The sequence below is a fragment of the Pseudomonas sp. MF5691 genome (assembly GCF_016405645.1).
GTDB lineage: Bacteria > Pseudomonadota > Gammaproteobacteria > Pseudomonadales > Pseudomonadaceae > Aquipseudomonas > Aquipseudomonas shahriarae.
Genome location: NZ_JAEKDC010000038.1, coordinates 1 through 21435 on the forward strand (window position 1 = coordinate 1; position 21435 = coordinate 21435).

General features: G+C 61.3%; 21 protein-coding genes. 6 read left to right on the forward strand and 15 right to left on the reverse strand.

The window, feature by feature from the left end:
- Nucleotides 1-211: 211 nt before the first annotated feature.
- A complete protein-coding gene (locus JFT44_RS27515; protein ID WP_057440279.1) occupies nt 212-841 on the forward strand; it encodes a glutathione S-transferase in 630 nt (209 codons plus the stop codon).
- A 170-nt stretch (nt 842-1011) separates the two neighbouring features.
- Here JFT44_RS27515 and creD read toward each other — a convergent pair whose 3' ends face one another.
- Genes creD through JFT44_RS27535 form a run of 4 tightly spaced genes read right to left on the reverse strand, consistent with a single transcriptional unit; the run spans nt 1012 to nt 5097 of the window.
- Nucleotides 1012-2370, reverse strand: a complete 1359-nt coding sequence (gene creD / locus JFT44_RS27520; RefSeq protein WP_057440277.1) for a cell envelope integrity protein CreD — start codon at nt 2368-2370, stop codon at nt 1012-1014.
- 51 nt (nt 2371-2421) lie between these two features.
- Nucleotides 2422-3861: a two-component system sensor histidine kinase CreC gene (gene creC, locus JFT44_RS27525; RefSeq protein ID WP_115129161.1), complete on the reverse strand. Its 1440-nt coding sequence runs from the start codon at nt 3859-3861 to the stop codon at nt 2422-2424.
- The gene (gene creB, locus JFT44_RS27530; protein ID WP_057440276.1) at nt 3861-4538 is read right to left on the reverse strand and encodes a two-component system response regulator CreB; all 678 of its coding nucleotides are present in this window, start codon (nt 4536-4538) and stop codon (nt 3861-3863) included. Before creB ends, creC begins: the two co-directional genes overlap by 1 nt.
- Before the next feature lie 58 nt (nt 4539-4596).
- On the reverse strand, nt 4597-5097 hold the full coding sequence (locus tag JFT44_RS27535) for an ATP-dependent zinc protease (protein WP_057960826.1): 501 nt from the start codon (nt 5095-5097) through the stop codon (nt 4597-4599).
- Nucleotides 5098-5273: 176 nt separating this feature from the next.
- Between JFT44_RS27535 and JFT44_RS27540 the strand changes: the two genes are divergently transcribed.
- Nucleotides 5274-6152 (forward strand): acyltransferase, encoded by an 879-nt coding sequence (locus JFT44_RS27540; protein ID WP_057960827.1) that lies wholly within the window; start codon nt 5274-5276, stop codon nt 6150-6152.
- 41 nt (nt 6153-6193) lie between these two features.
- Here JFT44_RS27540 and JFT44_RS27545 read toward each other — a convergent pair whose 3' ends face one another.
- On the reverse strand, nt 6194-6439 hold the full coding sequence (locus tag JFT44_RS27545) for a hypothetical protein (protein WP_057960828.1): 246 nt from the start codon (nt 6437-6439) through the stop codon (nt 6194-6196).
- 141 nt (nt 6440-6580) lie between these two features.
- Nucleotides 6581-7150 carry a DUF2780 domain-containing protein gene (locus JFT44_RS27550; protein WP_198831444.1) on the reverse strand — a complete coding sequence of 190 codons (570 nt, stop codon included), beginning with the start codon at nt 7148-7150 and terminating at the stop codon, nt 6581-6583.
- A gap of 182 nt (nt 7151-7332) precedes the next feature.
- Between JFT44_RS27550 and JFT44_RS27555 the strand changes: the two genes are divergently transcribed.
- Nucleotides 7333-7791 carry an anti-sigma factor domain-containing protein gene (locus JFT44_RS27555; protein ID WP_057440273.1) on the forward strand — a complete coding sequence of 153 codons (459 nt, stop codon included), beginning with the start codon at nt 7333-7335 and terminating at the stop codon, nt 7789-7791.
- 72 nt (nt 7792-7863) lie between these two features.
- Here the strand turns inward: JFT44_RS27555 and fdhA are convergent, their stop codons facing one another.
- The 8 genes from fdhA to JFT44_RS27595 form a co-directional block, all read right to left on the reverse strand.
- Nucleotides 7864-9063, reverse strand: a complete 1200-nt coding sequence (fdhA, locus tag JFT44_RS27560; RefSeq protein WP_032858631.1) for a formaldehyde dehydrogenase, glutathione-independent — start codon at nt 9061-9063, stop codon at nt 7864-7866.
- Nucleotides 9064-9245: 182 nt separating this feature from the next.
- Nucleotides 9246-10103 (reverse strand): formyltetrahydrofolate deformylase, encoded by an 858-nt coding sequence (gene purU / locus JFT44_RS27565; protein WP_057960830.1) that lies wholly within the window; start codon nt 10101-10103, stop codon nt 9246-9248.
- 165 nt (nt 10104-10268) lie between these two features.
- Nucleotides 10269-10901 (reverse strand): sarcosine oxidase subunit gamma, encoded by a 633-nt coding sequence (locus JFT44_RS27570; RefSeq protein ID WP_057440271.1) that lies wholly within the window; start codon nt 10899-10901, stop codon nt 10269-10271.
- Nucleotides 10902-11026: 125 nt separating this feature from the next.
- Entirely contained in the window at nt 11027-14044 is a 3018-nt protein-coding gene (locus tag JFT44_RS27575) for a sarcosine oxidase subunit alpha (protein WP_120734260.1), read from the reverse strand.
- Complete coding sequence (locus JFT44_RS27580) at nt 14041-14343, reverse strand: sarcosine oxidase subunit delta (protein WP_057440270.1); 303 nt, start codon at nt 14341-14343, stop codon at nt 14041-14043. The genes JFT44_RS27575 and JFT44_RS27580 overlap by 4 nt, the downstream gene beginning before the upstream one ends.
- Before the next feature lie 15 nt (nt 14344-14358).
- Complete coding sequence (locus tag JFT44_RS27585) at nt 14359-15609, reverse strand: sarcosine oxidase subunit beta (protein ID WP_010207084.1); 1251 nt, start codon at nt 15607-15609, stop codon at nt 14359-14361.
- Nucleotides 15610-15631: 22 nt separating this feature from the next.
- Nucleotides 15632-16885, reverse strand: a complete 1254-nt coding sequence (locus tag JFT44_RS27590; protein WP_057440269.1) for a serine hydroxymethyltransferase — start codon at nt 16883-16885, stop codon at nt 15632-15634.
- Between the two features lie 236 nt (nt 16886-17121).
- Nucleotides 17122-17850, reverse strand: coding sequence for a TraX family protein (locus tag JFT44_RS27595; RefSeq protein WP_057960832.1), 729 nt, complete (start codon nt 17848-17850; stop codon nt 17122-17124).
- Between the two features lie 90 nt (nt 17851-17940).
- On the opposite strand from JFT44_RS27595, the gene JFT44_RS27600 reads away from it, so the two are divergent.
- From JFT44_RS27600 to JFT44_RS27610, 3 genes are all read left to right on the forward strand, one after another.
- Nucleotides 17941-18981, forward strand: a complete 1041-nt coding sequence (locus JFT44_RS27600) for a low specificity L-threonine aldolase (protein WP_057960833.1) — start codon at nt 17941-17943, stop codon at nt 18979-18981.
- A gap of 201 nt (nt 18982-19182) precedes the next feature.
- Nucleotides 19183-19383 (forward strand): hypothetical protein, encoded by a 201-nt coding sequence (locus JFT44_RS27605; protein ID WP_057960834.1) that lies wholly within the window; start codon nt 19183-19185, stop codon nt 19381-19383.
- A 79-nt stretch (nt 19384-19462) separates the two neighbouring features.
- The gene (locus tag JFT44_RS27610) at nt 19463-19996 is read left to right on the forward strand and encodes a transposase (RefSeq protein ID WP_120734262.1); all 534 of its coding nucleotides are present in this window, start codon (nt 19463-19465) and stop codon (nt 19994-19996) included.
- 124 nt (nt 19997-20120) lie between these two features.
- Here JFT44_RS27610 and gbcB read toward each other — a convergent pair whose 3' ends face one another.
- Nucleotides 20121-21221: a glycine-betaine demethylase subunit GbcB gene (gbcB, locus tag JFT44_RS27615; RefSeq protein ID WP_198800059.1), complete on the reverse strand. Its 1101-nt coding sequence runs from the start codon at nt 21219-21221 to the stop codon at nt 20121-20123.
- Between the last annotated feature and the right edge of the window lie 214 nt (nt 21222-21435).

A 21435-nucleotide genomic window follows, 5' to 3' on the forward strand; every position in this document is an offset into this window, starting at 1 on the left:
CTTATCGGCGCTTTGGTGAAGGGGTGGGACGAAGTCTCCCACGGTCTGTACTGGCTAGAGTCAGATGCTGGCTTTTAGTCCCACCACCCCTACAAGTCTAACCATACAAGCTGGCTTGCCTGCGATGAGGCCCGCAAAAACAACCAAGATCCCCCTCGCCAGTCACCTCGCAACTGTCTAGTCTATGGCCGACCCTTTCCGAGGATTGCCCATGTTCGCGCCCAGCATGACCTTGTTCCACAACCCTGCCTCGCCGTTTGTCCGCAAAGTCCTGGTGCTGCTCCACGAAACCGGCCAGCAAGACCGCGTTGTCCTGGAGACTGTGCTGGTCACGCCGGTCAACCCGATCACCGCGTTGAACGAGGGCAACCCGCTGGGCAAGATCCCGGCCCTGCGCCTGGCCGATGGCAATGTGTTGCACGACAGCCGGGTGATCCTCGACTACTTCGACCACCAGCATGTCGGCAACCCGCTGATCCCCCGGGACGGTTCGGCCCGCTGGCGCCGCCTGACCCTGGCCTCGATGGCCGACGGGATCATGGACGCGGCCGTATTGGTACGCTATGAAACCGCCATGCGCCCGGCCGACAAACACTGGGATAGCTGGCTGCAGGAGCAGCGCAACAAAATCCGCCGCGCCCTGGCCGAATTGGAACAGGACGCTATCGCTGAACTGGCCAGCCATTTCGACATCGCCGCGATCAGCGTCGCCTGCGCCCTGGCGTATGTGGACTTCCGCCACCCCGACCTGCAGTGGCGTTCAAGCAATCCCAAACTGGCCGCCTGGTACGCCGAGGTCAGTCAGCGGCCGTCAATGTTGGCGACCCAGCCGCCGGCCTGATTCCTGTAGCAACCCGTTATGGGTGGCGAGCGAGGCTTGTTGTGGCGAGGGGGCAAGCCTCCTCGCCACAACAAGGCCATTAGCCACAAAGGTGTCGCGCCACTCCGGAAACAGCGCGTTAATTTTCCCCACCAGTTGTGCCTTCTCCCGCTGATCCTCCCGTAGCCCGATCATTGCATCACCTCCAACTCGGCCGCCTTACGCTTGCCCACCCCATACCAGTCCAGTTTGCGTGTCAGCACCATCACCGTACCCAGCAGCCCGAACAGCAACAGCGAGCCCATCAACAGCGCGTAGTCCTCGGCACTCAACAACCCGTACAGCAAGCCATACAGTGCCGCCAACCCCGTCGAAAACCCCAGCCCATGGGCCACGCTGCGCAGCACATGGCACACGTAAAAACCGATCAACAACACACAGGCACTGGCCGAGATCAGGTACGCCAGGGCAAAGCCGATATGCTCGGACAACGACAGCAACAGCAAGTAGAAAAACGCCAGGGCCACCCCCACCAACGCATACTGGATCGGGTGCACCGCCAGGCTCTTGAGCACTTCAAACAGGAAGAAACCGGCGAACGTCAGGGCGATGAACAGCAGCGCATATTTGATCGCGCGGTCGCTCTTGAGGTACTGGTCCACCGGGTCGATAAAGTTCACGCCAAAGCTGCGTTCGTTGAAGTCCTCGCAGCGACTGCCAACCACACAGCCGTACAACGATTCCTCAAGGTTGGTGGAGAAGAACGAGGTCTGCCAGTTGGCGCTGAAGCCTTGGTCGTTGATCTCACGCTGCGCCGGCAGGAAGTTGCCGACAAAGCTCGGATGGGGCCAGTTGGAGGCCAGCTTGACCTTGCTGGTCTTGCCCACCGGCAGTACCTGTAGTTGCTCGGTACCCTGCAGGCGCAGGTCGAAGGCAAAATCCAGCGGCGCGGGGTTCTTACTGTCCTGGGTCGGCAACATCACGTGTACGCCAGCGCCGAGAAAGCTCACTTGGGTGCCCGGGGCAAACTCCAGGCGCTGGCTGCCCAGCTCCAGTTTCAGGGCGTTTTCAATGCCGCGGATATCGCTGATACCGACCGCCAAAAATGCCTGGCCAAACTTGTAATCGGCAAAGTCCTCCTTGATGCCCATTTGCGCCGGCAGCACAAAGCGGCCGCTGATGCGGTTGTCGGCATGGAACAACCGCGCCTGGTAGATTCCTCGCGCCCGCAGTTCGGTTTGCACCTGCCCATCGAGCTCGAACTGCTCCGGCAGGAAGTACAGGCGGCCCTGTTCTTCACTGAGCACTTCATAGCGTTTGTTGAGTTTTTCGTTGAGCTTCCACTCACGCACGGTCTTGCGAAACGGCACCACCATCAATGGCCCGCTGACCTGCTGGCTGTAGCTGGAGCTGCGGGCAATGTCCATCACGACGCCGTCGCGCAGTTCCTGGCGCTCGTTGATGATGCCGTTGATCATCAGCAACGGAATCAGCAATAGCAGGATCAGCAGCGCGATGGCGCCCAGTTTGAATAGCAGGCTGCGGTTCATGGGTCTCTCCCTGTTTTGATGGGGAGAGTCTGGCGGCGGCCTGTGGGGGATTTATGAGGGCAATGTGGAGACTGTGTGGAGATGCAGCACCACTTCCACGCCACCCGGCACGTTGCCGATCTGCAAGGAGCCGCCGTGCAGCTTCATCACTTCTTCGACAAAGTTCAGGCCCAGGCCGGTGCTTTTGCGGCCACTGACCGGACGCGGCAGGGAATAGAAACGCTCGCTCAGGCGTGGCAGGGCGTATTCGGGGATCGGTTCGGCCTGGTTGAACAGGCGCACATCCACAGCATGGTGCCGCACCTGGGCGCTGAAACGCAGCGTGCCGCCGGGCGGGGTAAAGTCCAGGGCATTTTCCAGCAGATTGCCCAGGGCCTGACGCAGCAGAAACGGCTCGCCAAACAGCTTTACGTCGGCTTCGATCAGGCGTTCGACCTGCAACCCGGCCTGCTCGATCCGCGCGCATTGCGCCTTGAGCACCTCATCGACCAAGGCGGCCAACGGTACCGAAATCTGCTGCTCCAAGCCCTGGCGCTGCTCGACCTGGGCCAGGTTCAGCAGGCGTTCGATCAACTGCTGCAAGCGCGCGCTTTCACTGGCGATATTACCGACGAACCGCTGCTGCTGGGCGACTGTCATTTCCCCCTGCAACAGTTCCGCCGCGCCGCGAATCGCCGCCAACGGGCTTTTCAGTTCGTGGGTCAGGGTGTGCACATAACGCTCGACATAGGCCTTGCCTTCCAGTTGCGTGCGCATGTGCTCCACAGCGGTGGATAACTGCGCCAACTCGCCGCCACGATAATGCGGCAACTCGGCGCGGCGCCCTTCGCTGACCGCCTGGGCATAGGTGGTCAGGCGCCGTAGCGCCGCGCTCAACCACCAGGACAACAGGGCCCCCAACAGCAAGCCCAGCGCCACCAGACCGGCGCCGTACCACAGCAGGCGGCGTTCGGTACGGTCGACATAGGGCTGCAGCGAGCTGTTGGGCTTGGCCACCGTGACCACGCCAATGATCTGCCCGTTATCGCGGATCGGCGCGCCCACGTGCATCACCGAGGACGCCGGGTCATCGGCATCGCTGCGGGTCGAGCGGGCGCCGTACTCACCGCGCAGGGTCAGGTACACATCGTTCCATTTCGAGTAGTCCTGGCCCACCGCCGTACCGCTGGAATCCAGCAACACGACACCCTTGGCGTCCGTCACATAGATGCGGTGGTTGACCTGGTTTTTCGCCAGGCCCCAGATGGTTGCCCCCGGCTGGCGCTCGCCGTAGGCCTTGAGCACGGTGGGCCAGTGGCTTTGGCCAAGGGTGCCGTTCTTCACATCGTCACGCAGGATTTCCGCCAGCAGGTTGGCGGTGTCCACCAGGGTTTCTTCAGTGGACTGGCGCACGCCGGGGCGGATTTCCTTCATGACGGTGTTGAGCACAAAGTAGCCGGTCAGGCCGATAAACAGCGCATACACCAGGAAAATCCGCAGCCCCAGGCGCATCAGGCGTGGCTCGGGCTGTAGCTGTAGCCCAGGCCGCGATGGGTCTGGATCGGCTCGGCCTCGGCAACCACGCCCCGCAGCTTGCTGCGCAGGCTTTTGATATGGCTGTCGATATTGCGCTCGTAGCCGGCATCGGCGGCCACGCCGACCGCATCCAGCAACTGCTCCCGACTGAACACCCGTTCGGGCTGTTCCAGCAGGCAATTGAGCAGGCGGAATTCATGGCGAGTCAGGCCCAGCAACTGGCCGCGATACTGGATCTGCACCCGCTCGTGGTCTACCTGGAACAGCCCGCCGCTGGCCGGCACTGCCACCGGTGCCACGCGCTTGAGGATCGCCTTGACGCGCGCCGCCACTTCCCGTGGGCTGAAGGGTTTGACCACATAGTCGTCGGCGCCGATTTCCAGGCCCACCACGCGGTCGATCTCGCCGTCGCGGGCACTGAGGAACATCACCGGCACTTCGCTGAAGCGGCGCAGTTGCTTGCAGGTTTCAAAGCCGCTGATGTCCGGCAGGCCGATGTCGAGGATCAGCATGTCTGCCGGGGTCTGCCGCTGATGCTCCAGCGCGGCCTGGCCGAGGGTCAGCCAGGTGGTGGTGAAGCCTTCGCCCTGCAGGGCAAAAATCAGCGTATCGGCTATCGCCGCTTCGTCTTCGACAATCAGGATATGGGGCATGGCGTCCGAGCACTGGGAGCTAAAGGTGAACGGTGCCCCATGCCTTGTGCGGCGTCAATCAGCAGTCCGGTTTGTCGGCGGTGTAGCGCCGGGCCGGGTTCACCGCAGCGCCGAACTCGCGCAGCGCCTTGGCGCCGATCAGCAGCGGGTAGTTGAAGCTGCTGCGGTCGGTGAGGTTGACCTCCACCGTGCGCTTGACGTTGCCCAGGCACATTTCCAGCTCCACCACCGGGCGCTTGGCCACGCCGCTGTCTTCCTTGTCTTCGTCTTCGTCGGCGCGGTTCTTGATCTTGCTGATGCGCGCCACTTTGTGTTCATAGACCTTGTTGCTCACATCCTTGCCACTGAGACGGAACCGCACCCAGTCCTCGCCATCGCGGGTGAAGGTCTGGATGTCGCGGGCCGACAGCGAGGCGGTCAGCGCGCCGGTGTCCATCTTGGCCTTGAAGGTCTCGCCGATTTCCGGCAACTGGATATATTCGTAGCGCCCGTACAGGGTCGGCTCGGCGGCCATCACGGGCAGGGCAACCACGGCTAACAGGGCAAGGAGGGATTTCACGTAGGAGGTTTCCTTGAAGGTAAGTAGGCCAATACTAGACTGCAAACACAGCCCGAAGTTGGATCGTTACCCAGCATACGCAACACAAAGTGAAACATTCGTCAGGTCAATTGCGATTTGGCCTCTAGACTCAAGCTGCTTATCATGGCCCGTCCAACCGTTTGCAAGAGTTCCTTATGCGCCGCCTGCTCACCGGCTGTTTCGTCACACTGCTGCTGTTACTCAACACGCTGATCCTGATCGGCCCGCTGATGGTCTTCGCCCTGCTCAAGCTGGTGGCGCCCGGGCGGTCACGGGACTATGCCTCCCGGGCCGTGATGTGGATTGCCGAGACCTGGGCCGAGATCGACAAGCTGATCTTTGCCCTGTGTATCCCCACCCAATGGGATATTCGCGGCGATACCGGGCTGAGGGTCGATACCTCGTACCTGGTGATCAGCAACCATCAATCCTGGGTGGATATCCCGGCGCTGATCCAGACCCTCAACCGGCGCACGCCATTTTTCAAATTCTTCCTGAAAAAGGAGCTGATCTGGGTGCCGTTCCTGGGCCTGGCCTGGTGGGCCCTGGATTACCCGTTCATGAAGCGCTACACCAAGGCATTCCTGGCCAAGCATCCGGAACTGGCGGGCCAGGACCTGAAGATCACCAAACAGGCCTGCGAGCTGTTCAAGCGCCAGCCGGTGACGGTGGTCAACTACCTGGAAGGCACGCGCTTTACCGAAGCCAAGCGGGCCCAGCAGAACTCACCGTTCACTCGCCTGCTCAAGCCCAAGGCCGGTGGCGTGGCATTTGTACTGGCGGCCATGGGCGAGCAGTTGGATGCGATCCTCGACGTGACCGTGGTCTATCCACAGGACAGGATTCCAGGATTCTGGGATTTGATCAGCGGCGCGGTGCCCCGGGTGATTGTTGATATCCGCACCCGCGAGCTGGATCCGGCGTTGTGGCAGGGGGATTACGAGAATGATCCGGCGTTTCGCCAGAGCGTCCAGAACTGGGTCAACCAGCTCTGGCTGGAGAAGGATGCGCGCCTTGATGAGCTTATCAGGTGACTCGTCGCAGCCCGTGACGGCCACCTGGCAGGCTGGTTCATTTAAAACTTGATCGATGCCCCGGCACCGGCACTAAAACCCACACCGGCAACGCTCCCGGAGGCGTCCGCGCCGCCGGAGACACGACCCGTTTCCGAATCAGGCTTATTGCCGTTGATCATTTCATCGTAAGACATGAACTTCATGCCTGCAGCCTTCTCGAACTCCTCCCTGGTCATCTTGCTGTAGTCGACCGGGGGTTTCCCAAATACCGGGAATGAATTGCGCGATATTGTTGATTCGCTCATTGGAAGATCTCCTTAAAGGGAACGACACCCGGTCTGGAGCCCCCTCGCTGGGGGAGGAGAAGGCCGAGTTCCAGGCGGGTGTAGATCAGTGGTTAGAGCCGACCGCTCAGTTCCCTGGATGACTTCACACCGAGGTGTTTTTCAGCTCCCCGCCCCCCAGATGCCGGCTAGCTTGCCCAGTACTGAACTGTCGGCACCCTGGCCACCCAGGTACTGCAGGATCACCGGGGCAAACTGGCCGATCATGCCGCTGTCCATGCCCAAGGCGCTGAACGCAGTGTTCAGATCGTTGGTGTCCTTGACGTTCCCCAACAGGCCATCGAGGCCGCTGGTCTTGCTGCCACCGGTTTGGCCGAGCATGCCGCTCAAGGCGCCAAGGCTGCCCAAAGCGTTGCCACCCGACAGCTTATCCAGGCCCGGCACACTTTTGCCCAACTGCGAATAATCAGTGCTGCTGAGTTGGTTCTTAGCCAGGCCCAACATCGCACCGGTGCCACCGACGGCCTGCTCCGGGGTGACATTCAACTGTTTGGTCAACGCTCCCAGCAAACCTGCGATTTGTGCGCTCGGCGCAGCGGCGGCGGCCTTGTTGGTGCCCTGGGCGCCAGCGACGGCGTTGGCCACATCACCCAGGCTGAAGCCTGCTGCAAATACCGGGCTGGCCGCCACGGTCAGGAGGCAGGACAGGGCAAAACCGCGTGAAATCTTCATCGAGACAACCTCGTAAATGTAGGAGCTAAAGCAGCCGTTTGACCCAGCATCCCACCGGTTGTTCCAGCTCACAGATTTGTTCAGAAAAGCCCCAAAAACCGACACCATCAAACTGCCACTAGGAACCCATCGCCAGCCACAGGGTCAATCAACACACTACAAAACTTGTCAGGAAGAGCCTTATGACTGCGTCCCAACCCCCAGTGATCGAGCACAAGCCCTCATTCTGGACCCGCCCGCGCCTGTTCATCGGCGTCTGCGTGGTGGTGGTTGCCGGTATCGGCGGCGCGCTCTATACCCAGGACAGCGTCAAGTCTGCAGCGACCCTGGTCAGCAGCACCCAACAGCCGGCGGCGCAAATCATGGCGCACAAGGATTACCTGGAAGTCCAGCCGATTGCGGCCACTGCGCCGGAACCGGACCGCAGCCTCGAACTGTGGGCCCTGCCTGCAGGCGGCACGCCGGTGTCTTTGGGCCTGTTGCCGGAGGATGGCAAAGGCATCATCGGCCTCAACCCACGTCAGCAGGAAACTATCAGCCAGCCGGTGGAATTGATGGTCAGTTCGGAAACCAAGGGTGGCTCGGTGAGCAAGCAGCCTACCGGCCCGATGGTGTACCAGGGTGCGCTGGCGATCCGCTGATCCCCAGACACCCAATCGCCAATGTGGGGGCCCAGCTCCCACAGCCCCCACATTGGCGAGTGGTTGTTGCTGTTAAGCCGCGCTGAACAGCTTGTGCGGGTCAATCACAAACTTCTTCGGCACACCTGCATCGAACTCGCCATAACCACGCGGCGCGTCGTCCAGGCTGATCACCTGCACACCCACGATCTCCGCAATGTTGATGCGGTCCCACATGATCGCCTGCATCAACTGGCGGTTGTACTTCATCACCGGGGTCTGGCCGGTGTGGAAGCTGTGAGACTTGGCCCAGCCCAGACCGAAACGAATGCTCAGGCTGCCCATTTTTGCGGCGGCATCCACCGCCCCTGGATCTTCAGTGACGTACAGGCCGGGAATACCGATCTTGCCCGCCACACGCACCACGCCCATCAGTGAGTTGAGCACCGTGGCCGGGGCTTCGGCCTTGACGCCGTCATGGCCATGGCCGCGGGCTTCAAAGCCCACGCAGTCGACGGCGCTGTCCACTTCCGGCTCGCCAAGCAGCGCGGCGATTTGCTCGTGTAGCGGGGTGTCGGTGGACAGGTCGGCGATTTCAAAGCCCTGGGCCTTGGCGTGGGCCAGGCGGATCGGGTTGACGTCACCGATGATCACCACCGCCGCCCCCAGCAAGCGTGCGGAAGCGGCAGCGGCCAGGCCTACGGGACCGGCGCCGGCGATGTACACGGTGCTGCCAGGGCCAACGCCCGCAGTGACCGCGCCGTGGTAGCCGGTGGGCAGGATGTCGGAGAGGCAGGTCAGGTCACGGATTTTCTCCATGGCCTTGTCGCGATCCGGCAGTTTCAGCAGGTTGAAGTCGGCGTAGGGCACCAGCACGTACTCGGCCTGGCCGCCGGTCCAGTCGCCCATGTCCACGTAGCCGTAGGCACCACCGGCACGGGCCGGGTTGACGGTCAGGCATACGCCAGTGTGTTGTTCCTTGCAGGAGCGGCAGCGGCCGCAAGCAACGTTGAACGGCACAGACACCAGGTCGCCGAGTTTCAGGTTCTCGACGTCGCTGCCCTTCTCGATCACCTCGCCGGTGATTTCGTGACCGAGCACCAGGCCGGTCTGGGCGGTGGTACGGCCGCGCACCATGTGTTGGTCGGAGCCGCAGATATTGGTGGAGACCACGCGCAGGATAACGCCGTGTTCAATCTTCCTGCCACGGGGGTCCTGCATTTTGGGATAGTCGATTTTCTGTACTTCGACCTGACCGTTGCCGAGATACACGACACCACGATTACCAGACATGCTTTCACCTCGCTGTTGTTTTTATGGAACTGCGTTGCCCCTTTGGATGGGCAGCGCGTTTGAGTGCTCGGGTTACAGATGCTGTTTTTGCGTTGTTTGTGAGGGCCTCATCGCGGGCAAGTCCGCTCCCACAGGGTTCACATATCACCCGGTGGGAGCTGGCTTGCCTGCGATGGCGTCAGTCAGAGCACCACCGTTCTATTGGCGTTCAAGAACACCCGTCGCTCAATGTGGTACCCCACCGCCCGCGCCAATGTCAGTCCCTCGATATCCCGCCCCTTGGCAATCAGGTCCTCGGGATAGTGGCTGTGATCCACCACTTCCACGCCCTGGGCGATGATCGGGCCTTCGTCCAGGTCGTTATTGATGTAATGCGCAGTGGCGCCAACCAACTTCACCCCTTTGTTGTATGCCTGGTGATACGGCTTGGCGCCCTTGAAGCCCGGCAGCAACGAGTGATGGATATTGATCGCCTTGCCATCCAACTTGCGGCACAGCTCCGGCGACAGCACTTGCATGTAGCGCGCAAGGATCACCAGTTCGGCCCCCGTCTCTTCAATCACTTGCCACACCTGGCGCTCTTGGGACGGTTTGTCATTGGGGTCGAGGGGGAAATGGTAGTAAGGAATCTGGTGCCAGTCGGCCAATGGCTTGAGATCGGGGTGATTGGACACCACTGCGACCACGTCCATCGACAATTGGCCGATGCGTTGGCGGTACAACAGATCGTTGAGGCAGTGATCGGCCTTGGACACCATGATCACCACTTTTGGCCGGTAGTTCGGCGCCGTCAGCTCGAAGATCATGCCAAAGGCTTCGCCGCGGGTGGCCAGGCCATCGCGGAAACCTTGCTCGTCAAAGTCGTCGGGCTGGCGGAATTCCACACGGATAAAAAAGCGCCCGGAGAGGCGGTCATCGAACGAATGGTGCTCGGTGACGTAGCAGCCCTGCTCAAACAGATAGCGGGTGACCGCGTCCACCGTGCCGAGCACGCTGGGGCAGTCGGCGGTCAAAATCCATGTATCGGGTGCGCGGCTCATACTTGAATCCTCAGGCCTTTGTGGCGAGGGGGCTTGCCCCCGTTGGGCTGCGAAGCAGCCCTGAAATCAGCCACTCGGTTCTTTCAGAAAAACTGCAGTGACCTTACCGGGACCGCTGCGCGCTCCAACGGGGGCAAGCCCCCCTCGCCACAACAGCCCATCTGCTCAGGCTTGGACACTCAGGCCGTATTCGGCCGAGGCGTCCTGCAGCCACAACCACCAATAGTCCGAGAAGCTGCGACGAATCAGCAGTTCCCAGGTGTCTTCGGCGGTATGGCGGATCACCAGTTGCGACTTGGCGAACACCGTGCCCACGGCCTTGCCCACCGGGAAGTTGTCGGGGTGCACGTCGTAACTGGTGGATTTCATCAGCACATCGCGTACGTTCGGGCCGCTCAGTTCGAGGATCTGCTGGCCGCCGCTGACGTTGACGATCTGGATATGCAAATCCCCCAGGGCCGCGCGCAGGTTTTGCTCGGCGGCAAATTCCTCACCGCTCGGCACGATCAGCAACCATTCATCCGGGCCGAGCCATTGCAGGCTGGTTTCACCTTTGACGATCACGCTCAGGGCACCCGGCAGTTCGATGCCCAGGGCCTTGTGCACGCCAGCGGCGAACGCGGCATCGTGGCCATCGCCGCGCAGGGTCAGGTGGCCGAGGAGTTTCTTTTCACGCACGATCACGCCGGCGTTCTTGCGCCCCTTGCCGACCAGGCTGGCGAGGTCGGCATGGTGCAGCGACGACTCGGCCTTGGCGCCGGTGGTGGGGCGTTGTTGGTACACATTGGCTGCGGTCATAAAGCACCTTTCTTGAATTCTGTTGTGCGGCTTCTGCCGCCATCGCGAGCAAGCTCGCTCCCACATTTCGGAATGCATTTCCCCAGTGGGAGCGGGCTTGCTCGCGAAGGCCGCACCTCGGTCTATCAGATGTTCTGGCGCTCGCCTTTCGGGTCAAAGAACACCGAAGACACAATCTCCGCTTCGATCACACTGCCATCCGCCTGCGGTGAGAACACCCGCTCGCCCATACGCTTCAAGCCGCCCTTGACCACCGCCATCGCAAACGAATAGCCGAGGGAGTTGTGCGCATAGCTGGAGGTCACGTGGCCGACCATCTTCATCGGGATGCTCTGCTTCGGATCGAACACCAGCTGCGCGCCCTCAGGCAGCCACACTTTCGGGTCAATCGGCTTCAGGCCCACCAGTTGCTTGCGCTCTTCACGCACGCAGTCTTCGCGGTTCATCCCGCGCCAGCCGATCCACGAGAACGGTTTGGTGCGGCCCACACACCAGCCCATGTTGAGGTCGTCCGGGGTCATCGAGCCGTCGGTGTCCTGGCCGACGATAATGAAGCCCTTCTCGGCCCGCAGTACGTGCATGGTCTCGGTGCCATACGGGGTCAGGTTGTACTGTTTGCCAGCCTCGACAATCTGTTCCAGCACGCCCATGGCGTAGTCGGCCTGCACGTTGACTTCATAGGACAGCTCACCGGTAAACGAGATACGGAACACCCGCGCCGGCACGCCGCCCACCAAACCTTCTTTCCAGGTCATGAACGGGAAGCCGTCCTTGTCCAGGTCGATATCGGTGACTTCGCTCAACAGCTTGCGACTGTTGGGCCCGGACAAGGTCATGGTCGCCCAGTGGTCGGTGACCGAGGTGAAGTACACCTTGAGGTCCGGCCACTCGGTCTGCTGGTAGATTTCCAGCCACTGCAGCACGCGGGCGGCGCCGCCCGTGGTGGTGGTCATCAGGAAGTGGTTGTCGGCAAGGCAGGCGGTCACGCCGTCGTCGAAGACCATGCCGTCTTCCTTGCACATCAGGCCGTAGCGCGCCTTGCCCACGTCGAGCTTGGTCCAGGCGTTGCTGTAGATGCGGTTGAGGAACTCGCGGGCATCCGGGCCTTGAATGTCGATTTTACCCAGGGTCGAAGCGTCCAGCAGGCCGACGCTGTCGCGCACGGCCAGGCATTCGCGCTTGACTGCCGCATGCAGGTCTTCACCGTTGCGCGGGAAGTACCACGGGCGTTTCCACTGGCCGACATCTTCAAACTCGGCGCCGTTTTTCACGTGCCAGGCTTGCAGCGCGGTGTAGCGCACCGGCTCGAAGATGTGCCCACAGTGCCGGCCCGCTACCGCGCCGAAGGTTACCGGCGTGTAGTTGGGGCGGAACATGGTGGTGCCCATCTGCGGGATGGTCACGTTCAGCGAGCGGGCCGCGATGGCCAGGCCGTTGACGTTGCCCAGCTTGCCCTGGTCGGTGCCGAAGCCCAGCGCGGTGTAGCGCTTGACGTGCTCCACCGACTCGAACCCTTCGCGGGTCGCCAGTTCGATGGCGGCGGCGGTGACGTCGTTCTGCAGGTCGACAAATTGCTTGGGCGCCCGTGCAGTGGCTTTTTCGTGAGGCACCTGGAACAGGGCCAGGGTCGGCTCTTCCAAGCGCGTCAGGGCCTTGGGCAGCGTACCTTCCACCGGAGCAAACCCAGCCTCGCTGGCCGCGCGCACGCCGCCTTCAAAGCCATCGGCCAGGGAGTCACCCAAGCCGTAGACACCGTTGATCCCCCCCACGCACACACGTTTCTGCGGCGCTTCGCCCGGTACAAAACCGAGGATATCTTCACGCCAGGTCGGCTTGCCGCCCAGGTGCGAAGCCAAGTGCACCACCGGGCTATAGCCGCCGGAGCTGGCCACCAGGTCGCAGTCCAACCACTCGCCGGGGCTGGTGACCTTATGTGCTTTGACGTCGATGGCAGCCACACGGGCGCCGGTCACATGCTTACTGCCACGGGCTTCGATCACGGCACTGCCGGTGAGGATGCGAATGCCTTTGGCGCGCGCTTCTTCCACCAGCGCGCCGCGTGGGTTGTGGCGTGCATCGGCCACCGCGACCACGGTGAGGCCAGCGTCGAACCAATCCAGCGCCACACGGTAAGCGTGATCGTTGTTGGTCGACAGCAGCAGTTTTTTACCCGGCGCCACGCCGTAACGGCGCACGTAGGTCGAAACTGCACCGGCGAGCATATTGCCCGGCACATCGTTGTTGCCGTACACCAGTGGACGCTCACACGCGCCGGTCGCCAGCACCACACGCTTGGCACGCACACGGTGAATACGCTGGCGCACCACGCCAATCGGCGCACGGTCACCGAGGTGATCGGTGAGGCGCTCATGGATGGTCAGGAAGTTATGGTCGTGGTAACCATTGACGGTAGCGCGAGGCAGCAGCACCACGTCTGGCAGGGCCTTGAGCTCGGCGATCACACTGGCGACCCATTCGGTCGCCGGCTTGCCGTCGAGGTTTTCGCGCGAATCGAGCAACGACCCGCCGAACTCTTCCTGCTCATCAGCGATGATCACCCGCGCGCCACTGCGCGCAGCGGCCAGGGCCGCTGCCAGGCCGGCAGGGCCGGCGCCGACGATCAGCACGTCGCAATGGCGGTTCATGTAGTCGTAGGTGTCCGGATCGTTCTCGGTCGGCGAGCGGCCAAGCCCGGCGGCCTTGCGGATGTACTTCTCGTAGGTCATCCAGAACGATTGCGGGTACATGAAGGTTTTGTAGTAGAAACCCGGCGGCATCAGCTTGCCGCCGACCTTGCCGAGAATGCCCATCATGTCGTTGTTCACGCTCGGCCAGCCGTTGGTGCTGGTGGCGACCAGGCCCTGGTACAGCGCCTGTTGCGTGGCGCGCACGTTAGGGATTTGCGTGGCTTCGGTGGCACCGATCTGCAGCACCGCGTTCGGCTCTTCGGCGCCGGCGGCGAAGATGCCGCGCGGGCGCGAGTACTTGAAGCTGCGGCCGATGATATCCACACCGTTGGCCAGCAAGGCGGCAGCCAGGGTGTCGCCTTCAAAGCCTTTGTAGCTCTGGCCGTTGAAGGTAAACGTCAGGACTTTATTACGGTCGATGCGGCCACCGTTGGACAGGCGATTGATCTGGCTCATACCTTCTCTCCAGAAGCCTTGGCGGTGAATTGCGGCTGGGTACCGATCTTGTAGGTTTCAAGAATTTCGTAGGTCAGGGTGTCGCGGGTCGCGTTGAAGTACTGGCGGCAACCGGCGGCATGGATCCACAGTTCGTGGTGCAGGCCACGGGGGTTATCGCGGAAGAACATGTAGTCGCCCCACTCTTCATCGGTGCAGGCATTCGGGTCCAGCGGGCGCGGGATATGCGCTTGGCCGGAGGCATGGAATTCCTCTTCGGAGCGCAGTTCGCCACAGTGAGGACAGAAGATATGCAACATAGGGAATTTCTCCTGTTAGTGGGCGACGGCCGCAGCGCCGTGTTCGTCGATCAGCGCACCGTTGTGGAAACGGTCGATGGAGAAAGGTGCCGCCAGCGGGTGCATCTCACCCTTGGCCAGGCTCGCGGCAAACACGTTGCCTGAACCGGGGGTGGCCTTGAAGCCACCGGTGCCCCAGCCGCAGTTGAAAAACATGTTCGGTACCGGGGTCTTGGAGATGATCGGGCAGGCGTCCGGCGTGGTGTCGACGATGCCGCCCCACTGACGGTTCATGCGCACCCGCGACAGCACCGGGAACATCTCGACGATGGCCTGGATGGTGTGCTCGATCACCGGGTACGAGCCACGCTGGCCGTATCCGTTATAGCCGTCGATACCGGCGCCGATCACCAGGTCGCCCTTGTCGGACTGGCTGATGTACCCGTGCACGGCGTTGGACATGATCACGCTGTCGATAATCGGCTTGATCGGCTCCGACACCAACGCTTGCAGCGGGTGGGATTCAATAGGCAGGCGGAACCCGGCCAGCGAGGCCATATGCCCGGAGTTACCGGCTGTGACCACCCCGACGCGCTTGGCGCCGATAAAGCCCTTGTTGGTTTCCACGCCGATGCACACGCCGTTTTCCTTGCGGAAACCGATGACTTCGGTCTGCTGGATCAGGTCCACGCCCAAGGCATCGGCAGCACGGGCAAAGCCCCACGCCACAGCATCGTGACGGGCCACGCCGCCGCGCCGTTGCACGGTGGCACCCAGTACCGGGTAGCGGGTGTTTTTCGAGCAATCGAGGTACGGAATCTCGTCCGCGACCTGCTTGGCATTCAGCAGCTCACCGTCCACACCGTTGAGGCGGTTGGCGCTCACGCGACGCTCGGAATCACGGATGTCCTGCAGGGTGTGGCACAGGTTGTAGACGCCACGCTGGGAGAACATCACGTTGTAGTTCAGGTCCTGGGACAAACCTTCCCAGAGCTTCATCGCATGCTCATAGAGATGCGCCGACTCGTCCCACAGGTAGTTGGAACGCACAATGGTGGTGTTGCGTGCGGTGTTACCGCCGCCCAGCCAACCTTTCTCGACCACGGCCACATTGGTGATGCCGTGTTCCTTGGCCAGGTAGTAAGCGGTGGCCAGACCATGCCCGCCGCCGCCGACGATGACCACGTCGTAGACCTTTTTCGGGGTCGGCGTGCGCCACATCTTCTGCCAGTTTTCGTGATGGCTGAGGGAGTGCTTGAAGAGGCCGAAGCCTGAGTAGCGTTGCATAGGCATTACTCCAAAACCGCGCTCAGCGATAAACCGGGAAATCAGCGCACAGCGCAGACACGTGCTTGGCCACATTGGCCTCGACATCGGCGTCACCGAGGTTGTCGAGGATGTCGCAGATCCAGCCCGCCAGCTCCACGCATTGCGTCACCTTGAAACCACGGGTGGTCACCGCCGGGGTACCGATGCGCAGGCCCGAAGTCACGAACGGCGACTGCGGGTCATTGGGCACGGCGTTCTTGTTGACGGTGATGTGGGCGCGACCGAGGGCGGCGTCTGCGTCCTTGCCGGTCAGGCCCTGGCGGATCAGGCTGACCAGAAACAGGTGGTTATCGGTGCCGCCGGACACTACATCGTAGCCGCGTTTGATAAACACGCTGGCCATGGCCTGGGCGTTGTCGATCACCTGCTGTTGATACGCTTTGAAGCCTGGCTCCATTGCCTCCTTGAAGCACACCGCCTTGCCCGCGATCACATGCATCAATGGGCCGCCCTGGGCGCCGGGGAATACAGCGGAGTTGAGTTTTTTCTCAATCTCTTCGTTGGACTTGGCCAGGATCAAGCCGCCACGCGGACCGCGCAAAGTTTTGTGGGTGGTGGTGGTGACCACATCGGCGTAAGGCAGCGGGTTCGGGTACAGACCCGCAGCCACCAGGCCGGCGACGTGAGCCATGTCAACGAACAGCAGCGCACCGACCTTGTCGGCGATGGCGCGAAAACGCGGGAAGTCCAGGGTCTTGGAATAGGCGGAGAAGCCGGCAACGATCATCTTCGGCTTGTGTTCCACGGCCAGGCGCTCGACTTCGTCGTAGTCGATCAGCCCGGTGTCGGTGTTGATGCCGTACTGCACCGCGTTGTACAGCTTGCCCGACGACGACACCTTGGCGCCGTGGGTCAGGTGACCGCCGTGGGCCAGGCTCATGCCGAGGATGGTGTCACCGGCATTGATCAGCGCCAGGTACACCGCACTGTTGGCGGACGAACCGGAGTGCGGCTGCACGTTGGCGTAATCGGCGCCGAACAGTTGCTTGGCGCGCTCGATGGCCAGGGCCTCGACTTTATCCACATGCTCGCAGCCGCCGTAGTAGCGCTTGCCAGGGTAGCCTTCGGCGTATTTGTTGGTCAGGCCGCTGCCCTGGGCCTGCATCACACGCTTGCTGGTGTAGTTCTCCGACGCGATCAGCTCGATATGATCTTCCTGGCGCTGCTCCTCGGCATTCATGGCCGCCAGCAGTGCGTCGTCATATCCCTGGATCTGGTCTTGTTTGCTGAACATCGCGTCTCTCCCAGCCTTTCGTATTGTTGAGGCCCGTGCAGGGCCCTTTGATGCGATGGTAGGGCTGGCGCAGGCAGGTCAAATGCCTACGCACGCCACGCAAAGGTGCGTTTACGACATGGCCAGAACAACACCGAACAAATGTGGGAGCGGGCTTGCTCGCGAATGCGGTGTGTCAGGCAGCACATGCATTGGCTGGTCCACCGCATTCGCGAGCAAGCCCGCTCCCACAGGGGCTATGTGATGACCTTTCGAAGGAGTAGCAGCAGTAAGAAATGCGCGGGATAAAGTGCATAAGCCCAGCGCCGCATGGCCGGGGGCGAGGCGCCTTGGGCATGGCGCAACAAGACCAATCCGGCCAATGGCGCAATCAGGCAGGTGGCCAACCCGAGCATCGCGACGAGATTGCCGCTATTGAGTAAGACCTGCCATTGATTGGCAGCTACACACACCAACCCCGGCAACACGCTGAAATACCAGGGGCGACTAAACACCAACAACATCGCCAGCGGCAGCAATACACCAAAAAAGCCGAACATCAGTTGCGCCGAGAACACAGCGCCGGCCAGCAGGGCAATCAGCGCCAATCCGCGGTCAAAAAGCGTCTTTTGCTGCCATCCTCGGGCAACCAGCAAACCCAGCGCCAGGGTCGGCAGCACATTCAATGTATCGGCATTGTCGATAAACAGCCGATACGGCACCTCGCTGATCACGCTGAACAGCAGCAGCCACCCCAGGTAACGCCATTGCCCGGTGACGGGTGCATCACGGACCCGCTGCAAATTGGCCGCAATCGCCAGGCAAAACCACGGGAACGCCAGGCGCCCCGGCACGTACAGGCCATCGAGGCTTAAACCGACATAGCGCAAGTGGTCCAGCACCATGCTCAATAGCGCCAGCCATTTGAGCAGGTCCAGCGCGCCATCGCGCTCGCGCTGTAAAGGAATCGTTTCAGTACCGTGCATAATTCCCCAGAGACTTTGCATTAACAGTGCGTGCGCGCGCCGGATATTCTTGGTTAAAGTGCGCACCAACATCGACCACAGGAACGGGCCATGACCGACAAGAGCCAACAATTTGCCAGTGACAACTATTCCGGTATCTGCCCGGAAGCCTGGGCCGCCATGGAGCTCGCCAACCAGGGCCATCAACGCGCCTATGGCGATGATGAATGGACCCACCGCGCCGCCGACGGTTTCCGCAAACTGTTCGAAACCGACTGTGAAGTGTTCTTCGCCTTCAACGGAACAGCGGCCAACTCCCTGGCCCTGTCTTCCTTGTGCCAGAGCTACCATAGCGTGATTTGCTCGGAAACCGCCCACGTCGAGACCGACGAATGCGGCGCGCCGGAGTTTTTCTCCAACGGCTCCAAGCTGCTCACCGCGCGCACCGAAAACGGCAAGCTGACCCCCGAATCCATCCGCGAGATCGCCCTCAAGCGCCAGGACATCCACTACCCCAAGCCCCGCGTCGTGACCCTGACCCAGGCCACCGAAGTGGGCAGCGTGTACACCCCGGATGAAATCCGCGCCATCAGCGCCACCTGCAAGGAACTGGGGCTGAACCTGCACATGGACGGCGCACGCTTCTCCAACGCCTGCGCCTTCCTCGGCTGCTCGCCTGCCGACCTGACCTGGAAAGCCGGTGTGGATGTGCTGTGTTTTGGCGGCACCAAAAACGGCATGGCGGTGGGTGAAGCGATCCTGTTCTTCAACCACAAGCTGGCGGAAGACTTCGATTACCGCTGCAAACAGGCCGGCCAACTGGCGTCGAAAATGCGCTTCCTTTCCGCCCCTTGGGTCGGCCTGCTGGAAAACGACGCCTGGCTCAAACATGCACGCCACGCCAACCACTGCGCCCAGTTGCTCAGCAGCCTGGTAGCGGATATTCCCGGCGTGGAATTGATGTTCCCGGTGCAGGCCAACGGCGTGTTCCTGCAACTCTCGGAGCCGGCCATCGCGGCGCTGACGGCCAAGGGCTGGCGCTTCTACACCTTCATCGGCAAGGGCGGTGCGCGCTTCATGTGTGCGTGGGATACCGAGGAAGATCGGGTGCGTGAACTGGCAGCGGATATTCGTGAGGTGATGGGCGCCTGATCTCATCCGGCTTGCCGGTGTGGGCCTGATACTGGCGGAATGCCGAGACTATTTTTTGATATTTCTGACAGCACCCAGCCTGCTCTTCATGGGCTAGCCTCTTGGAACCCGCAAGGAAAGGCCACTGCACAGGCCACCTTGCGGGCCACACTGCCTGCCGAACTATCGGCCGGAAACGGAAATCCAGCAGAGGACTGCACCATGGAAAATCAAACCTTCGGCAACATCCTGCAAAGCGATACCCAACTCTCGACCACCCTCGTCGGCTGGGATGAATTCCGCAAACTGGCGAAGGTCGGTGACATCATCCAGGAACCTGGCCAGACCTTGAGAATCACCGAAAAAGTCTTCGAACCGACAGCTTCAGGCGAGCAATTCGCGATTCATATCTACGCCCGCTAACTTCCTGATCGCTGATCGTTCCCACGCTCTGCGTGGGAACGCCTCCCAGGACGCTCTGCGTCCCCTCAAGGATGAGCCTATGGGTAGAAGCCGCTACGTCATCACCGAACCCGAAAAACCACACTTCCTGACATGTACCGTCATGGAGTGGCTACCACTGTTCACTCGTGACTACCTCGTCAGTCATCTTCTGGATTGTTGGCGATATCAACAAAACCACCACGCCCTCAACCTTTATGGCTACGTCGTCCTGGAAAACCACCTGCACTTCGTCGCTCAGGCGCCTGACCTGAGCAAATGCGTCAGCCAATTCAAATCCTTCACCGCTCGAACCATCATCGATGACCTGCACAGCAAAGGCGCTGAACGGGTATTACAACGTCTGCGCTTTTGCAGACGTGCACACAAGGTAGATCGGGTGTATCAACTCTGGCAGGAAGGCTCACATGCCGAGCTGGTATACAGCGAGGCGGTGATGCGCCAGAAGCTTGATTACATCCACCACAACCCAGTGAAGCGGGGTTATGTGGACCTTGCTGAACACTGGAGGTACTCCAGTGCTCGCAACTATTTGGGCATGGAGGGGTTGATCGACATCCAGCGCTGGTATTGAAGATCGTTCCCACGCTCTGCGTGGGAACGCAGCCTGTGACGCTACGCGTCACATCGCACACAAGGGACGCGGAGCGTCCCGGGAGGCATTCCCACGCGGAGCGTGGGAACGATCAGGGGGGGTATTAGAACTCGATCCGCACATCACCCTTCGGCACGCTGCAGCACGACAGGATGTAGCCTTCGGCTTCGTCTTCCTCGGTAATCCCGCCGTTGTGCTCCATCTCCACTTCCCCACCCAGTTTCATCACCTTGCATGTGCCGCATATGCCCATGCCGCAGGCCTTGGGAATCAGCAGGCCCAGCTTGGCAGCTGCCGCATGCACGGTTTCCCCGGGTGCCACACGAATGCTTTTGCCTGACGAGATAAATTCCACCTGGTGCAGATCCGCCAGGTCGATTTCCGGCGCATCGGCGGCCTGTTCGGCTTGTTCCACAGCATCGGCCCGCGCCTCCGGTGGCGTGGCGCCGAAGGATTCCTCGTGGTAACGGCTCATGTCGAAGCCATTGGCTTCCAGCAGGCGCTTGACCGCGTTCATATAGGGCGTAGGGCCGCAGCAGAACACTTCGCGCTCAAGGAAGTCCGGCACCATCAGTTCGAGCATTTTCTGGTTGAGGTAACCCCGATAACCGGCCCACGGCTCGCCCAGGCCATGTTTCTCACAGATCAGGTGCAGGTTGAAGTTGTCGATGCGCGACGCCATATGCTCCAGCTCGCGGTGGTAGATGATGTCTTTCGGCGAGCGGGCACTGTGTACAAACACCATGTCGACATTGGCGTTGGTGTCGTAATACCAGCGCGCCATGGACATCACCGGGGTGATCCCCACGCCGCCGCTGAGGTACAGCACCTTGGGGTTGCTGAAGTCGATGGCATTGAACAGCCCGACCGGCCCGTGTACCGCCAGCTCCTGGCCTTCGTGCAGGGTGTCGTGCAACCAGTTGGAGACCTTGCCACCCGGCACGCGCTTGATCGTCACCGAGAAGCTGTAGGGCACCGATGGCGAGCTGGAAATGGTGTACGAGCGCATGATCGGCTGGCCGTCGATCTCCAGCTCCAGGGTGACGAACTGCCCCGGCTTGAAAAAGAACAGGATCGGCTGGTCGGCCATAAAGCAGAAGGTGCGCACATCCCAGGTTTCCTGGATGACTTTGACGCAACGGACGATGTGCCGACCATTGGCCCAGGTCTGGGTGGTGACAGGATTCAGGAAGCTGTTGGACATGCTGTTCTCCACGGCCGTAGTTCGGCTTGATGCTGGCGATTCTGCGTAACGCCGCGACCTGCCATTTACCTATCTGCGACATTCGCATACTTATCGCGACCAGCCCCCATACCACTGGGGTTGCGCGTCGGGAACAGAGTGGGCCATGTCGTTAATGGATAAGGTTGCGGGCAGCACCGGGCCCACACTCGCAGCCAACAACGACGCTTTCTTT

Coding starts and splice junctions, on each gene's coding strand:
- JFT44_RS27570 (WP_057440271.1), bottom strand. CDS start 10,901: ATGACCGCAGCCAATGTGTACCAACAACGCCCCACCACCGGCGCCAAG.
- creB (WP_057440276.1), bottom strand. CDS start 4,538: ATGCCCCATATCCTGATTGTCGAAGACGAAGCGGCGATAGCCGATACG.
- JFT44_RS27555 (WP_057440273.1), top strand. CDS start 7,333: ATGACTGCGTCCCAACCCCCAGTGATCGAGCACAAGCCCTCATTCTGG.
- JFT44_RS27605 (WP_057960834.1), top strand. CDS start 19,183: ATGGAAAATCAAACCTTCGGCAACATCCTGCAAAGCGATACCCAACTC.
- JFT44_RS27600 (WP_057960833.1), top strand. CDS start 17,941: ATGACCGACAAGAGCCAACAATTTGCCAGTGACAACTATTCCGGTATC.
- JFT44_RS27610 (WP_120734262.1), top strand. CDS start 19,463: ATGGGTAGAAGCCGCTACGTCATCACCGAACCCGAAAAACCACACTTC.
- JFT44_RS27585 (WP_010207084.1), bottom strand. CDS start 15,609: ATGCAACGCTACTCAGGCTTCGGCCTCTTCAAGCACTCCCTCAGCCAT.
- JFT44_RS27590 (WP_057440269.1), bottom strand. CDS start 16,885: ATGTTCAGCAAACAAGACCAGATCCAGGGATATGACGACGCACTGCTG.
- JFT44_RS27515 (WP_057440279.1), top strand. CDS start 212: ATGTTCGCGCCCAGCATGACCTTGTTCCACAACCCTGCCTCGCCGTTT.
- creD (WP_057440277.1), bottom strand. CDS start 2,370: ATGAACCGCAGCCTGCTATTCAAACTGGGCGCCATCGCGCTGCTGATC.
- JFT44_RS27540 (WP_057960827.1), top strand. CDS start 5,274: ATGCGCCGCCTGCTCACCGGCTGTTTCGTCACACTGCTGCTGTTACTC.
- purU (WP_057960830.1), bottom strand. CDS start 10,103: ATGAGCCGCGCACCCGATACATGGATTTTGACCGCCGACTGCCCCAGC.
- JFT44_RS27550 (WP_198831444.1), bottom strand. CDS start 7,150: ATGAAGATTTCACGCGGTTTTGCCCTGTCCTGCCTCCTGACCGTGGCG.
- JFT44_RS27595 (WP_057960832.1), bottom strand. CDS start 17,850: ATGCACGGTACTGAAACGATTCCTTTACAGCGCGAGCGCGATGGCGCG.
- creC (WP_115129161.1), bottom strand. CDS start 3,861: ATGCGCCTGGGGCTGCGGATTTTCCTGGTGTATGCGCTGTTTATCGGC.
- JFT44_RS27580 (WP_057440270.1), bottom strand. CDS start 14,343: ATGTTGCATATCTTCTGTCCTCACTGTGGCGAACTGCGCTCCGAAGAG.
- gbcB (WP_198800059.1), bottom strand. CDS start 21,221: ATGTCCAACAGCTTCCTGAATCCTGTCACCACCCAGACCTGGGCCAAT.
- fdhA (WP_032858631.1), bottom strand. CDS start 9,063: ATGTCTGGTAATCGTGGTGTCGTGTATCTCGGCAACGGTCAGGTCGAA.
- JFT44_RS27545 (WP_057960828.1), bottom strand. CDS start 6,439: ATGAGCGAATCAACAATATCGCGCAATTCATTCCCGGTATTTGGGAAA.
- JFT44_RS27575 (WP_120734260.1), bottom strand. CDS start 14,044: ATGAGCCAGATCAATCGCCTGTCCAACGGTGGCCGCATCGACCGTAAT.